This is a genomic window from Pseudorhizobium flavum, assembly GCF_044142885.1.
Taxonomy (GTDB): domain Bacteria; phylum Pseudomonadota; class Alphaproteobacteria; order Rhizobiales; family Rhizobiaceae; genus Neorhizobium; species Neorhizobium flavum.
This window is the reverse complement of sequence record NZ_JBIOKZ010000003.1, coordinates 367,909-382,295: the sequence shown is the minus strand read 5'-3', so window position 1 is coordinate 382,295 and position 14,387 is coordinate 367,909. Positions and strand designations below refer to the sequence as shown.

Here is a 14,387-nt window from a genome sequence, read left to right as displayed (position 1 = left end):
TGGAGATCTAGCCGATCAGCAGCGCGTCGTCGTCCAGTGTCTCGCCGCGCATCTTGCGGAACATGGCGATTAGGTCCTCGACCTGCAGGTCCTTGCGGCTGTCGCCGCTGACGTCCAGGACGATCTCTCCGCCATGCAGCATGATCGTACGGTGACCGAAGTCCAGCGCCTGGCGCATGGAATGAGTCACCATCAACGTCGTCAGCTTGCGCTCGGACACGACCCGCTGGGTGAGTTTCATGATGAATTCCGCCATGCCGGGGTCCAGCGCTGCGGTATGTTCGTCGAGAAGCAGGACTTCCGATCCGGCCAGGGTTGCCATGACCAGCGAGACGGCCTGCCGCTGCCCGCCCGACAGAAGGTCCATCCGGTCCTTCATCCGGTTTTCCAGGCCAAGGTTGAGCTCGGCGACGCGATCGCGAAAATGCGCGCGCCGGTTTGGTCCGAGAGCCGCCTTCAGTCCTCGCCGTTCGCCTCGCCGTGCAGCGAGAGCAAGATTCTCCTCGATCGACAAGGCGCCGCAGCTGCCCGTCAGCGGATCCTGGAAGACCCGGGCAACGAGACCGGCCCGTGCAGCCGTCGGCTTCCGCGTCACGTCGGTCGTACCGACCGTGACCTTGCCCTCGTTCGGCAGCACGTCGCCCGCCAGCACGCCGAGCAGCGTCGACTTGCCTGCACCATTCGAGCCGATGACCGTGACGAAGGAGCCCTGCTCGATCGTTAGGCTCACCCCTTTCAGCGCTTCCTTCTGGAGAGGGGTTCCCTTGCCGAAGGTGACATGGATGTTTTTGAGATCGATCACGATCTGGCTCCTCCGCGACGCAGGTGCGGCAGGATGAGCGCCACTGCCACCAGGACGGCAGTCACCAGATTGAGGTCGGAGGCCTTCAGCCCCAGCGCATCCGTCGACAGCGCAAGCTGGATGGCGATGCGATAGAGGATCGAGCCGACGATGCAGCCGATGAGCGCAAGCAGGATGCCCCGGGCGCCGAACAGCGTCTCGCCGATGATCACCGCCGCCAGACCGACGACGATCGTTCCGACACCGGACGTGACGTCGGCAAATCCATTGGTCTGGGCAAACAGCGCGCCGCCGAGCGCCACGAGCGCATTCGACAGCGCCAGGCCGAGATAGACCTGCCTGCGCGTATCGACGCCCTGTGCGCGCGCCATCCGGGCATTGGCGCCGGTCGCCCGCATGGCCAACCCCGCATCACTCTCCAGGAAGCGCCAGACGAGGATCACCGCGATCACCACCAGCACGCCGACGAACAGCGGCCGCACGTAGACTTCTCGCAGGCCGAGGCCGAAGAAGGGGCTGAGCATGGTGTCGGCATTGATGAGGGCGACGTTCGGCTTGCCCATCACCCGCAGGTTGACCGAGAAGAGCGCGATCATTGTCAGGATGGAGGCAAGCAGATTGAGAATGCGGAAGCGCACGTTGAGGAAGGCGGTCACAAGGCCAGCCAGCGCGCCGGCAACCATGGCAATCGCTGCCGCAAACCAGGGGTTGAACCCGGTCGTGATGAGAACGGCGGCTACCGCTGCGCCCAGCGGGAATGAGCCGTCCACCGTCAGGTCGGGGAAATCGAGCACCCGGAAGGTAAGAAACACACCGATGGCAACGAAGGCAAAGACCAGCCCCAGTTCCACTGCGCCCCAAAAGGCGATCTGACTCAGCACCCTGGTGCTCTCCTGCTTTATCCGCCGCACGGCGGCGGATTGATGTGTCGGGGGTGTCGACGTTCGACGGTCGACACCCCCCGATATGCCGTAGCTTACTCGACGACGCGGGTTGCGCGCGACAGGACGGCGTCGGAGAAGGTGACGCCCATCTTCTCGGCGGCCTTCTTGTTGATCACGAGGTCCGTACCGGCGGCAACCTTTACCGGAATGTCGCCGGGAGCCTCGCCCTTCAGGACGCGGACCACCACTTCGCCCGTCTGCTTGCCGACGTCGAAGTAGTTGAAGCCGAGTGCTGCCAAGGCGCCGCGCGGAACCGAGTCCGTGTCACCGGCAAAGAGCGGCAGCTTTGCTTCCTCGGCGACCCCGACGGCTGCCTCGAATGCGGAAACAATAGTGTTATCGGTCGGGATGTAGAGGACATCTGCCCGCCCGACGAGAGCGCGGGTTGCGCCCTGCACCTCGGCAGACTTCGTCGCGACGGACTCGATCACCTCGAGGCCTGCCTTGGCAGCTTCTTCCTTGAGAGCCGCAAGGGTCGAGACGGAGTTGGCTTCCGCGGTATTGTACACGAAGCCCACCGACTTCGCGTCCGGGGTGATCTCCTTGATCAGGGCGATATGGTCAGCCACGGGTGACATGTCGGAGATACCGGTCACGTTCCCGCCGGGCTTGTCCATGTTCTTGACCAATTGTGCCCCGAGCGGATCGGAAACAGCCGTGAAGACGATGGCGATGTCGCGGGTTGCCGAAACCACGGCCTGCGCGGAAGGCGTCGAGATCGGTACGATGACCGTCGGCTCCTCGCCGACGAACTGGCGGGCGATCTGCGCGGCCGTGCCGGGGTTACCCTGAGCCGACTCGTAGAGGAAGGTCAGGTTCTCGCCTTCCTTGTAGCCGGCCTCGGAAAGTGCCTCCTTGATGCCGTCACGGGCGGCATCAAGGGCGGGATGCTCGACGATCGCGGTCACGGCAACAGTAACGTCCTGAGCCTTCGCAGGCATGACCAGAGCCGTCGCAGCGGCGAGGGCGAGAATGAGATTGCGCATGTTCTCCTCCAGAGATCGCTTCTTTCTGTCACGTCTCTTATGGAGCCATAGAACCGAAATCAACCGGGTGGTGATAACGAGAGCTGCGGATCAGTCATCCTCGCCGTGCCCCGCGATCATCATGGCCTCGAAAGCGAGGCGCTCGGTCTTGCGCATGCGCTCCGATTCCGACTTCAACTGTCCGCAGGCAGCCAGGATGTCGCGCCCGCGCGGCGTGCGGATCGGCGAAGCATAGCCCGCCTGGTTGATGAAGTCGGCGAACTTCTCGATCGTCGCCCAGTCGGAGCACTGGTAGTTGGTGCCTGGCCAGGGGTTAAACGGGATCAGGTTGATCTTTGCCGGAACGCCCTTCAGGAGCTTCACCAGTTCCTTGGCGTCCTCCAGGCTGTCGTTGACGTCCTTCAGCATCACATATTCGAAGGTGATGCGGCGGGCATTCGACAGGCCGGGATAGGCGCGGCAGGCTTCGATCAGTTCCTTCAGCGGATACTTCTTGTTGATCGGCACCAGCATGTCACGCAGCTCGTCGCGCACCGCATGCAGGGAGATCGCCAGCATGACGCCGATCTCCTCGCCGGTGCGGTAGATTTCCGGAACCACGCCGGAGGTCGAGAGAGTAATGCGTCGCTTGGAGAGCGAAAGCCCATCGCCATCGGATGCAATGAGAAGGGCCGTCTTCACCGCCTCGAAATTGTAGAGCGGCTCGCCCATGCCCATCATCACAATATTGGTGATCTTGCGATCGCTCGACGGGATCATCGCCCCCTGCGGCACGTCGCGATCGGGGAAATCGCCGAGCCTGTCGCGCGCCAGCAGCAGCTGCGCCAGGATTTCCTCCGCCGTCAGATTGCGCACCAGGCGCTGCGTGCCGGTATGGCAGAAGGAACAGGTCAGCGAACAACCCACCTGGCTGGAGATGCAGAGCGTGCCGCGGCCTTCCTCCGGGATGTAGACCGTCTCCACCTCGACAGGGCGACCGGCACCACGCGGCGGAAAGCGCAGCAGCCATTTGCGCGTGCCGTCATTGGAGACCTGCTCCTCGACGACCTCCGGACGAGCGATGGTGAAGTGCTCCTGCAGCATCTGCCGCATGTCTTTCGCGACGTTGGTCATTGCGTCGAAGTCTGAGACGCCGCGAATATATAGCCAGTGCCAGAGTTGGCTGACGCGCATGCGCACCTGCTTCTCAGGAACGCCCCTGCCCTTGAGCGCGTCCGCCATCTGCTCGCGCGTGAGCCCGATGAGCGAGGGTTTGGTCCCCGCAAGCTCGGGACGAACGACGAGCGGCGCTTTCACGGCGGGGTCAAGAACGACTTCGGAGACTGACATTAACTGGTCCTGTTCAAACGCATGCGCCCGCCGCGCCGGAGGTGTCATCGGGCATGTTGTGCTTGAGATTGCCGCGCGGCATCTGCGGCCTGCGGATATAATTGCGGCGGCACATAGCATCAAATCGTGCCTGCGTCACCATTCTTCAAGACGCAGTAAAGGCCGGTCCTGCGACCGGCCTTTACTCGAATGCCGTTATGGCAACGGTGCTACTTGCAGGATTCGATCTGCTTCAGCGCCGCCGAGATGCCGGAGAGCGAATAGGAATAGGACGTGCTGGTGCCACGGCCGGAGGTCGCCTTGACGGTCATGTTCGAACCGCCTTTCATGGCGGCAACCAGGGCAGGCTCCTCTGCCGCATTCTCGACCCAGGCCGCCTTGTCCTTGGTGAACATCACGAAGGTCTTGCCGTCGATGGTGACGTTGACCTTGGAATTCGACTGCAGCGGATAGCCCATCATCGCCTGCGGCTCGTAGGAGATGTTCTGGCCCGGGCGCTGCGAGACGATGAAGAAGATGTCGCCATGATCGACATTGGCAGGTTCCTTGGCCGTCGGCACGGAAAGAACGTAGCAGACCGTGCCGCCGGAGGCCTTGTATGAATAGGCGCCCCATGCCTTGAACTGCTGGATGCGGGTGGGGGATTGGGCAGATGCGATGCCGGCGGCGGCCAGCATCAAGGTCACTGCAGTTGCTACGGTTTTAACAGACATGGTCTCCTGCCGCTTCTCTACTGGGGGCCGATAAGGCAAGCCTGGTCAGGCATCATCACGATTCGGTTTAATTTGACTTAATTGCGGTTACCAAACCGTCAACAGCGTCCGATGAAGTGCAGACTACCTGTTCGTGGATGAACGGGAGCTTTACGACGACCGCGCCATTCGCCACTGACCGGGAGAATTGGGCAAGAATTTGTCTGGGCCGGCGCTTCGTCAGCTTGCTCGACCTCGTTAAAGCTAGGCCGGGTTTGTCCTGGCGTCCGGGTCCTGCGCCAGAGCCTTGTCAGCGGCGTCGTAGTGACGGTCGGCAATATGGCCCTGGATCATCCTGAGTGCAGCGGCGATTACCGCCATGTCGTCCGTGAACCCTACCACGGCAAAGACGTCCGGCAGGAAGTCCAGGGGAAGGATGAAGTAGGCCAGCGCCGCGAACAGGATCCCCCGAACGCGGGTCGGCGTCATCGGATCCATCGCGCAGTAATAGGCGGCAACCAGATCGCGGCTGAACGGGATGCTCGCAGCTACGCGCTTCAGCTTCGGCCAGAACTTGGCCCGCACCTGCTTCTCGCGCCGGTCTTGCGTTTCCTCGTCACCCGGCAGGAGGATTTCACCAATCTTCACGTCGTCCATAAACTCTAACCCGTGCGAAATCTGCTCCCTCATGTGGGGCGTGGTCCGATGGACGTCAATCGCCGCGGCTTGCAGCCCGGTTCATCGCTCGCGCGAGCTTGACGTCCTTTTCCGTCACCCCGCCGGCATCGTGGGTCGTCAGAGTCACGTCGACCCGGGAAAAGACGTTGAACCATTCCGGATGATGGTTCATCCGCTCCGCAACCAGCGCACATTCTGCCATGAAGCCGAAGGCCTGGCTGAAGTTCCGGAACCTGAAGCTTCGCGAGATAGCGGTGCCGTCTTCACGTAGGGTCCAGCCGGGAAGTCCACTGAGTTCCCGTTCGATGACTTCGGAAGAAAGCTTGTCCAGAGACATCGGACAGACGCTCCCGGCTCAGACGAAGCTCTTGATTGGCTCCACCGACGACCGGTTCGTGCCGCTTCCGAAGTCGCGGAGGTCGAAAGCCTCTTCGGTCACGTAAGGTCCGCCACCGATCGAGTCCTTGGACGACATCAGAACGAACCTGGACACCTTGAACGGCAGCGTGTGGAAGTCGCCCCGCCCGGAGAGATAGGTGACGACATCATCGAGCCTGCAGGCCTTCAGTCGTGCCAGCGTCACGTGCGGCATGAACTTGCGCGGATCCGGTGGCAGACCGATGCGCTGGCAGATCCGCTCGATCTCCGACTGTAGCGCCGACATTTCCTGGGAGGGCGAAACGCCGGCCCAGATGGAATGAGGCTTCTTCGATCCAAAGGAGCCTATGCCGTTCAGGCTGATCTGGAACTCGGGCCGGTCGATGCGGTCCAGCCGGTCGACAATCTCGTCGGCCGTACGTCCGTCCACGTCGCCAATGAAGCGCAGGGTGATGTGATAGTTTTCGACGTCGATCCAGCGTGCGCCGGGCAGACCGCCGCGAAGGAGCGACAGGCTCATAGCTATGTTGCGCGGAACTTCGAGGGCGGTGAAAAGTCTCGGCATTGCGAACCTCCTCGAATCTCTTGCGTCGGTTAACAGCGAATCATGGGTGCCGGTTCCTGGCAAGCTGTTATTTACCCGCCGTGCGGATGTTCCCTAGAAAGGCTTCAACGGCAGGCAAGGAGCGCTCCACCATGATCCCGACGCCTTTCGCATTCGGGTGCATCCCGTCCTCCAGCTGCGTCCCCGCAACCGCGACTACACCGTCGAGGAAGAAGGGATAGAGCGGCACGTCGTGCTTTTTCGCCAGGCGCGGATAGATCTCGCCGAAGCGCTCCGAATATGCGTGCCCCATGTTCGGGGGCGCCAACATGCCAGCAAGCAAGACTGGAATGCTCCGCTCCTTCAGGCGGGATATGATCGCATCCAGGTTCTTTTCGGTCTCATCCGGGGAAATCCCCCTTAGGGCGTCATTGGCGCCAAGTTCCAGAATGACTCCATCGGTGCCATCCGGTACGGACCAGTCGACCCGAGAGAGGCCACCCGATGTCGTGTCGCCCGAAACGCCGGCATTGGCAACGACGACATCATGTCCCTTGGCTTGCAGGGCGGTCTCGAGTTGCGCCGTATAGGATTCGCTAGGCGCAAGCTGGTAGCCCGCCATCAGGCTGTCGCCGAAACCGACCAGTTGTATCGGCTGCTGCGCAGCCACCGGCCAGGCAGCCATGAACGACATGACGAGGAAGTGAAAGAGGATTGCTTTAAATCTCAAGGCCCGGTTCCTAAATTCGCGCTGCCGTGGCGCGGCTTCGGTCTTTGCTGAAAGTGAATATAGGAAGCTTTGTTTTGACTGAAACCATCATCGAGCTGAACCAGGCGGATCTTACACTTGGAAGCGCCGCGGCATCCGTCCACGTGTTGAAGCAGATCGATCTGCAGGTTCGCCGGGGCGAAGCCGTCGGCATCGTTGGCCCTTCAGGATCGGGCAAGTCGACCCTGCTGATGGTCTTGGCGGGCCTCGAGCGCCTTGACAAGGGCGAGATACATATCGCCGGCGAGCCCCTGCACGCTCTCTCTGAGGATGCGCTTGCCGATTTCCGCGGCCGCAACATCGGCATCGTCTTCCAGTCCTTCCATCTGATTGCCAACATGACAGCGCTGGAAAACGTCGCCGTTCCCTTGGAACTCGCCAATGTGCGCAACCCGTTCGACATCGCCCGGCGGGAATTGACTGCTGTCGGGCTCGGAGAGCGCCTCAGCCATTATCCAGGGCAGTTGTCAGGCGGCGAGCAGCAGCGCGTGGCGATCGCCCGGGCCCTCGCGCCATCGCCCCTGGTCCTGATCGCGGACGAGCCGACCGGCAATCTCGACACCGAAACGGGACGCCAGATCGCCGATCTTCTCTTCGCCAAGCAGGCCGAGCGCGGCATGACCATGCTGCTCGTTACGCACGACAATGCCCTTGCCGCCCGCTGCACCCGGCAGATCCGTGTCCGCTCCGGCGAAATCGTCGGGGATACGGCAGTCAACGCAGCACCGGAAGCGGTGCGCGCATGACCCGGTTTGGTCAAAGGCTGGGGACCGCATGGAGGCTGGCTCTTCGCGAAATGCGCGGAGGGCTTTCCGGCTTCTACATCTTCCTTGCGTGCATCGCCCTCGGCACCGGCGCAATCGCCGCCGTCAACTCGGTCTCGCGCGCCATCACCGGGGCCATAGCAACGCAGGGACAGGACATCCTCGCCGGCGACATCCGCTTCGAACTCGACAATCGCGAGGCGGCACCCGAGGAACTTGCCTTCCTGCAGGGCCTTGGCCAGCTTTCGGTTTCAACCGGCCTGCGCTCGATGGCGCGTGTCCCGGATGGCTCCGAGCAGGGGCTGGTGGAAGTGAAGGCCGTTGACGGCGCTTATCCTCTCTACGGCGAGTTCGTGGCGGAGCCCAACCGCCCGCTCGGCGAACTGCTCCAGCAGGATGGCGAGGTATTCGGGGCAGTGGCCGCGCCGCTCCTGCTCGACCGGCTCGGACTCCGTGTGGGAGACGAACTTCTGCTCGGCAATGCCCGCTTGCTCCTCGCTGCGACGGTTGCCAGCGAACCAGATGCCATTTCAGACGGCTTCGGCTTTGCGCCGCGCCTGCTGGTGAGCCGCGACGCGTTGATGGCATCCGGCCTCGTCCAGACCGGCAGCCTGGTCGAACACGCCTACAAGATCCGCCTGGACGACCCAGCCATGCGCGGCGCCCTTCCCGCCCGCGCCGCTGCGGAGTTCCCCAGCGCCGGATGGTCCATACGTACTGCCGATCGCGCGGCACCTTCGCTGACCGAGAATGTCGAGCGTTTCTCGCAGTTTTTGACGCTCGTCGGGCTGACTGCACTCATCGTTGGCGGTGTCGGTGTCGCCAACGCGGTGCGTGCCTTTCTAGACGCGAAGCGGACCACGATCGCCACATTCAAGTGCCTCGGCGCGCCCGCGGCCATCATCGCAGCCGTCTACCTCATCCAGATCCTGATGCTGGCTGCAATCGGCATCGCGCTCGGCCTTGTGATTGGCGCCGTCGCACCGTTCATTGCGATGCGGTTCCTGGACGGCGTGCTTCCCGTACCGGAGGAGATCGTTTTTTATCCGGGTGCGCTCGCGATGGCGGCTCTCTTCGGGCTCCTCATCACCTTCGCCTTCTCGGTGCTTCCCCTGGGGCACGCCCGCGAGGTGCCCGCGACCGCACTCTTCCGTGAACAGAGCTTCGATCAGGCAAGGTTTCCATCCTGGCCTTACGTGCTCGCCGCAGCAGCCGCGCTGGCGGCGCTCGCTTTCCTGGCGATTGCGACCGCCGAGGAGCGTTTCATCGCCAGTGTCTTCCTCGCCGCTGTGGCTGGCGCATTCATCCTGCTTCGGCTCGTCGCACTGCTGATTTCAGCCCTTGCCCGCCGCAGTCCGCGGGTCAATTCACCGGCCCTTCGACTGGCGATCGGCAATATCCACCGCCCGGGCGCGCTCACGTCATCAGTCGTGCTGTCCCTCGGCCTCGGGCTTGCGCTGCTCGTAACCCTCGCTTTGATCGACGGCAATCTGCGCCGGCAGTTGACCGGCAGAATGGCCGAGCAGGCGCCGAACTTCTTCTTCGTCGACATCCAGAGCGCCGAACGCGAGGGCTTCCTCGACATCCTGCAGAAGCACGCGCCGGAGGGCACGATCAACCAGGTGCCGATGCTGCGCGGCCGCATCATCGCCTTCAACGACCAGGACGTCGCCCGAATGGACGTTCCGCCTGGAGGCAGATGGGTCCTCAGGGGCGATCGCGGGATAACCTATGAAGAGACCCTTCCCACCAATTCGACGCTGACCGAAGGCTCCTGGTGGCCAAGGGACTATGACGGAGAACCGTTGGTCTCCTTCTCGGCGGAGGAAGCCGGGGAGCTTGGCCTTGCGATCGGCGATACCGTCACCGTCAACGTCCTTGGCCGCAACATCACCGCGCGCATCGCCAACTTCCGCCAGGTGGAATGGGAATCGCTGTCGATCAATTTCGTGATGGTGTTTTCGCCCAATACCTTCCGCGGTGCTCCGCATGCCTGGCTGGCAACGCTGGCGGACCCCGATGCCACGGCCGCCTCAGAGGCCGCCATACTGCGGGATGTGACGGGCGCCTATCCGACGATCACCAGTGTCCGGGTGAAGGACGCGATCGACATTGTCGACCAGCTCGTCGGTCAGTTGGCGACGGCCATCCGGGCCGCAGCTGCCGTCGCCCTCGTCGCGTCTGTCCTGGTTCTCGCAGGCGCCCTGGCTGCGGGGAACCGCGCCCGCACCCATGACGCCGTCATCCTGAAGACGCTCGGCGGAACCCGTGCCCTGCTGATCCGGGCCTTCAGCTATGAGTACATGATCCTCGGAGCGGCGACTGCCGTTTTCGCACTCGTCGCTGGCGGCACGGCTTCCTGGTTCGTTGTCAGCCGCATCATGAACTTGCCTTCGATCTTCCTGCCGGACGTGGCCTTGGTCACGCTCATCGGGGCCCTCGTCCTCACGGTGGGGATCGGCCTGATCGGGACCTGGAGAGTCCTGGGGCAGAAGGCGGGTCCGGTGCTGCGGGAACTTTAGTCGCCGGCTTCCGGAGCACGGCCTGATCACATCCGCGTCAGCGGAGGCATTTCGGCGCCTCCGGCGCTGCCGATTCGACGCAATTCGCCGCCTAACCACTTGTAGAACAGGCGATCTGCCATCATATTCGGCGCAGGCATGCTGAGCTCCGCAGCGGCGCCTGGGATCGTCGGTCCCGACACCGTGACTAAACACGGAGCTTGAATGAGGAAACTATGGCTGACTTCAAAAACTACCAGAACCGTATGGCGCAGGGCCACGCGCAAGCGGGGGCGATGATCGACGAAGGTCTCCGCGCCTATATGCTCAAGGTCTACAACCTGATGGCGCTGGGCCTGGCGATCACCGGCGTTGCGGCTTTCCTGACATGGCAGATGGCGGTTGCCGATGGCCAGCTGACCGGCTTCGGGCAGATGCTCTATGCCAGCCCGCTGAAGTGGGTGATCATGCTGGCCCCGCTCGGCATGGTGTTCTTCCTGAGCTTCCGCATCAATTCGATGAGCGTCGCTGCAGCCCAGATGACCTTCTGGATCTATGCGGCAATGATGGGTCTCTCGTTGTCCTCGATCTTCCTGGTCTTTACCGGTGAGAGCATCGTCCAGACGTTCTTCGTGACCGCCGCCTCCTTCGGTGCGCTGTCGCTCTACGGCTATACGACGAAGAAGGACTTGTCGGGCTTCGGCACCTTCCTGATCATGGGCCTGTTCGGCCTGATCATCGCCTCGATCGTCAACATCTTCCTGCAGTCTTCGGCAATGGGCTTCGCCATTTCGGTGATCGGGGTTCTCGTCTTCGCCGGCCTGACCGCCTACGACACGCAGAAGATCAAGGAAATGTACTGGGACGGCGACGAAGCCGTGGTGGCTGGCCGCAAGGCTATCATGGGTGCCCTCACCCTCTACCTCGACTTCATCAACCTGTTCATGTTCCTCCTGCAGTTCCTCGGCAATCGCAACGAGTAGCGGCATCGGAAACAGCAGACGAAAAGGCGGCCTCCGGGCCGCCTTTTTTTGTTGCCCAGCGTGCGCTGCGGCAATAGGTTCGCTCAGTTCCTCCTCGGCATCACCCCATGACCTTCATCCTGCGCGACGCTTCACCTTCCGATCTCCCGGCAATCACGGCCATATATGAAGACTGCGTCCTGAACGGGACAGCGAGCTACGAGCTCGACCCACCCGACACGGTTGAAATGGAAGCCCGCTTCGCCGCAATCTGCGGCAAAGGCTACCCCTACATCGCCGCCGAGGATCCGGACGGTAATCTCCTCGGATATGCCTACGCGTCCGCCTTCCGGACCCGACCCGCCTATCGCTGGCTCGTCGAGGACTCCATCTACCTTGCCCCCGAAGCCCGCGGCCGCGGGATCGGCAAGGCACTGCTATCCGAACTGCTGACGCGCTGCACCAGCCTGGGTTTCCGGCAGATGGTGGCGGTGATCGGCGGCGCGAGCCCCGCATCCATTGCCGTCCACGAAACCCTCGGCTTCAGGACCACCGGCAGGCTGGAGGCAACCGGCTTCAAGCATGGCCGGTGGCTCGACACCGTACTCATGCAGCTTTCTCTCGGGGATGGAGCCACCACGGATCCGGACGCCCTTGCCTATCCCGGCACCCTCTACCCAGGCTAATCGATCAGCTTCAGCACCTTGTCGAAGACCCGCAGCACCTGCGGCAGCTCGTGGCCCCGCTTGAGGATCATCCCGTGCGCGTTGACAACACAGTACTGGCCCTGCTTGGCCGCCAGCTTCGGGTTCTTCTCGATCCGGTAGAGCGGCATCTCGCCGGAACGCTTGAAGATCGAGAAGACCGCGCGGTCCTTCAAATGATCGATGGCATAGTCCTTCCACTCGCCCTCGCCAACCATGCGTCCGTAGATCCGCAGGATGGCATCCAACTCTCGCCGGTGGAAGGTGACGGGGACGGGGTCTCGGCTCTGGCGGTATTCGGTCAGGCTAACGACGACGTCGTCTTCTTGGCTGCGGAGGCCCCGCAAATCCGGCTGATCCGTCATCACGACTCCATGAATGATGTCAATCGCATTACAGTTTGCCTCAGCGGGGGCAAAAAGCAATCGGCTGCGCATCTTTTGACAAACCGCAGCGGGTTTTTAATCTTGCCGCATTTCGAACAAAACACTGCCGGATTCCCGGACAAAAGTCCGAGCGTTGGTTGGCTTTTTCAGCCCCAATAGATCCGGCCCGGTTGCATTGACCCTTACCCCCAGCCCCCCAATGTCTCCGGGTCGGATCGCTTCCAAGCAGCGTTTCTAGTTGCGCTTGCGCCCTGCCATCAGGATCGTCGCCCCGAGGATGGACGCTGGCTCCCCGCCGGAGCCTGAGCGCTGCAGCAGGATTGCGCACCCATCTTTCTTCCACTTGCCCATGAACTTGCCCGGAAGTGACAGCTTGAGCGGCTTTCCTTGCCACATGCCGACCGACTGCACATCGTAGACGCTGTGCCAGTATTCTATGGTCTTGCCGGCATTCTCGCCCTTCGAGACCTCGACATCCTGCCGCTTGGTAAAATACGCGACGACTACTTCGGCCTCGCCCTGGCCTTCGCCGATCTCGATCTCGATCTCCTTGCCCCGCATGCGGGCGACAACCGGCACCGTCAGGCCCTGGCCTTCGGCCTTGAGCCTCTCCACGGTGGCGGTGATCGTGCTGAGTTCCGTCCCCTTCACGTGATCCCGGCCATTGATCACCGCCTGGGGCGTGTAGACGCCGGTTCGGCCGAGCGATTCGGCATACCCGTACTGCCGTTCCGTATTGGCCTTGGAGCTGAGCGTATCGGTCCAGCCAAGGTAGTTCCAGTAATCGACGTGGTAGGAGAGGGCGACGACATCGCCTTGATGTACGAGTTTCTTCAACACGGCATCTGCCGGCGGGCAGGATGAGCATCCCTGCGATGTGAACAGCTCGACCACGCCTTTCGGCGTCTGGCCCTCTTCTGCCGAGGCTGCGGCGGCAGCCAGGACACCGGCAAGGAATATCGCTCTGCGGACGATGGGCAGCATGAACGCAAACCTCTTGAACTGACATTTGTTAGCCACGGCTGACCGCGGGGATCAAGAGGCTAACGGAAGAACTCGGGCCAAAGTAACCGGGCGGACGGCTCAAGAGGAAGTCACGATGGGGTGAGGAGCTTCGACGTCCGCACCCACGCAACAGTCACATCAACTGCTGGAGACCCTGCAGCAGATAGACCCCACCGATACCGGTGACGATCCAGCGTGTCCAGCTTCGGAAGGACACGTCCGTGATCCGCTGCAGGATGATGTTGCCGGTCCGCGTCCCCAAAATGGCGATCGGGGCGGCCAGAAGGATCGCGAGCCAGTCTGATGCAGGCAGTGCGGCAGCAGCCTGCCAGTAGAAGACCACCTTTGTCGCATGCGAAACGAGCTGCATTGCCGCCTTCGTGGCGATGACCTTGCGGCGATCCATCATGGTGCGGATGAAGAAGATGTCGATCGTCGGCCCGGAGACACCAACCCCCATGGCAAGAGCTCCGGCGACGAAGCCGCAGGCGAGGGCGTGAGACGGGCGGGAGGCATCCAGTTGCAGGCGCTGGACCGGCAGCCAGACGAGAATGGGCATCAGCCCGAGAACAACGGATACGACAATGAGGTTTGGCGTGTAGTCCACCACCGTCAGCACAGCCGCCGCGATCAGGAGGCCGAGACACAGGATCGCCAGGATCCGGTAATCGATGTAATGCCGCGAAAACCAGGCGCGGGAGCCGTTGGCGACCATCTGGATCACGCCGTGCACGGCGATCGCAGTGGCGACCGGCATCAGGAAAAGCAGGACCCAGAGAAGGATCAGCCCGCCGGCCATGCCGAACACGCCGGAAAGCAGCGATGTCAGGAAGACCGTCAGCGCCATGCCTGCGAGGATGGCTGGGCTCAAGGATATGCTCCGGCGAATACGTCCCAGGCCGCGGAAACACCCGCCGGACAGGTCCGGCGGGTGCAGGTTGAT

At 62.5% G+C, this 14,387-nt stretch carries 16 protein-coding genes; 4 read left to right on the top strand and 12 right to left on the bottom strand.

The window, feature by feature from the left end; all coding sequences use genetic code 11:
• Positions 1-7: 7 nt before the first annotated feature.
• From ACEPP2_RS08705 to ACEPP2_RS08665, 9 genes are all read right to left on the bottom strand, one after another.
• Complete coding sequence (locus ACEPP2_RS08705; protein WP_077549323.1) at positions 8-802, bottom strand: ABC transporter ATP-binding protein; 795 nt, start codon at positions 800-802, stop codon at positions 8-10.
• Entirely contained in the window at positions 799-1,680 is an 882-nt protein-coding gene (locus ACEPP2_RS08700) for an ABC transporter permease (protein ID WP_077549425.1), read from the bottom strand. Before ACEPP2_RS08700 ends, ACEPP2_RS08705 begins: the two co-directional genes overlap by 4 nt.
• 98 nt (positions 1,681-1,778) lie before the next feature.
• Complete coding sequence (locus ACEPP2_RS08695; RefSeq protein ID WP_077549322.1) at positions 1,779-2,732, bottom strand: ABC transporter substrate-binding protein; 954 nt, start codon at positions 2,730-2,732, stop codon at positions 1,779-1,781.
• Between the two features lie 90 nt (positions 2,733-2,822).
• Positions 2,823-4,061 (bottom strand): 23S rRNA (adenine(2503)-C(2))-methyltransferase RlmN, encoded by a 1,239-nt coding sequence (gene rlmN / locus ACEPP2_RS08690; protein WP_152336103.1) that lies wholly within the window; start codon positions 4,059-4,061, stop codon positions 2,823-2,825.
• Between the two features lie 209 nt (positions 4,062-4,270).
• A complete protein-coding gene (locus tag ACEPP2_RS08685) occupies positions 4,271-4,774 on the bottom strand; it encodes an invasion associated locus B family protein (protein ID WP_052640410.1) in 504 nt (167 codons plus the stop codon).
• 243 nt (positions 4,775-5,017) lie between these two features.
• Complete coding sequence (locus ACEPP2_RS08680; protein WP_395516338.1) at positions 5,018-5,410, bottom strand: YkvA family protein; 393 nt, start codon at positions 5,408-5,410, stop codon at positions 5,018-5,020.
• 55 nt (positions 5,411-5,465) lie between these two features.
• On the bottom strand, positions 5,466-5,768 hold the full coding sequence (locus tag ACEPP2_RS08675; RefSeq protein WP_077549319.1) for a 4a-hydroxytetrahydrobiopterin dehydratase: 303 nt from the start codon (positions 5,766-5,768) through the stop codon (positions 5,466-5,468).
• An 18-nt stretch (positions 5,769-5,786) separates the two neighbouring features.
• Positions 5,787-6,374: an RNA 2',3'-cyclic phosphodiesterase gene (gene thpR, locus ACEPP2_RS08670; protein ID WP_077549318.1), complete on the bottom strand. Its 588-nt coding sequence runs from the start codon at positions 6,372-6,374 to the stop codon at positions 5,787-5,789.
• 67 nt (positions 6,375-6,441) lie between these two features.
• Positions 6,442-7,083 (bottom strand): arylesterase, encoded by a 642-nt coding sequence (locus ACEPP2_RS08665; RefSeq protein ID WP_395516337.1) that lies wholly within the window; start codon positions 7,081-7,083, stop codon positions 6,442-6,444.
• Positions 7,084-7,157: 74 nt separating this feature from the next.
• On the opposite strand from ACEPP2_RS08665, the gene ACEPP2_RS08660 reads away from it, so the two are divergent.
• The 4 genes from ACEPP2_RS08660 to ACEPP2_RS08645 all read left to right on the top strand — a co-directional run bounded on the left by ACEPP2_RS08660 (position 7,158) and on the right by ACEPP2_RS08645 (position 12,035).
• Positions 7,158-7,868, top strand: coding sequence for an ABC transporter ATP-binding protein (locus ACEPP2_RS08660; protein WP_395516336.1), 711 nt, complete (start codon positions 7,158-7,160; stop codon positions 7,866-7,868).
• Entirely contained in the window at positions 7,865-10,408 is a 2,544-nt protein-coding gene (locus ACEPP2_RS08655; protein ID WP_395516335.1) for an ABC transporter permease, read from the top strand. Before ACEPP2_RS08660 ends, ACEPP2_RS08655 begins: the two co-directional genes overlap by 4 nt.
• A 215-nt stretch (positions 10,409-10,623) precedes the next feature.
• Entirely contained in the window at positions 10,624-11,370 is a 747-nt protein-coding gene (locus ACEPP2_RS08650) for a Bax inhibitor-1/YccA family protein (RefSeq protein WP_077549314.1), read from the top strand.
• 107 nt (positions 11,371-11,477) lie between these two features.
• Positions 11,478-12,035, top strand: coding sequence for a GNAT family N-acetyltransferase (locus ACEPP2_RS08645; protein ID WP_395516334.1), 558 nt, complete (start codon positions 11,478-11,480; stop codon positions 12,033-12,035).
• Here ACEPP2_RS08645 and ACEPP2_RS08640 read toward each other — a convergent pair.
• From ACEPP2_RS08640 to ACEPP2_RS08630, 3 genes are all read right to left on the bottom strand, one after another.
• A complete protein-coding gene (locus ACEPP2_RS08640; protein ID WP_395516333.1) occupies positions 12,032-12,418 on the bottom strand; it encodes a DUF2794 domain-containing protein in 387 nt (128 codons plus the stop codon). The genes ACEPP2_RS08645 and ACEPP2_RS08640 overlap by 4 nt on opposite strands.
• A 255-nt stretch (positions 12,419-12,673) precedes the next feature.
• Positions 12,674-13,423: a DUF1223 domain-containing protein gene (locus ACEPP2_RS08635; RefSeq protein WP_395516332.1), complete on the bottom strand. Its 750-nt coding sequence runs from the start codon at positions 13,421-13,423 to the stop codon at positions 12,674-12,676.
• Between the two features lie 154 nt (positions 13,424-13,577).
• Positions 13,578-14,315, bottom strand: a complete 738-nt coding sequence (locus ACEPP2_RS08630) for a sulfite exporter TauE/SafE family protein (RefSeq protein ID WP_281977167.1) — start codon at positions 14,313-14,315, stop codon at positions 13,578-13,580.
• Positions 14,316-14,387 lie beyond the last annotated feature (72 nt).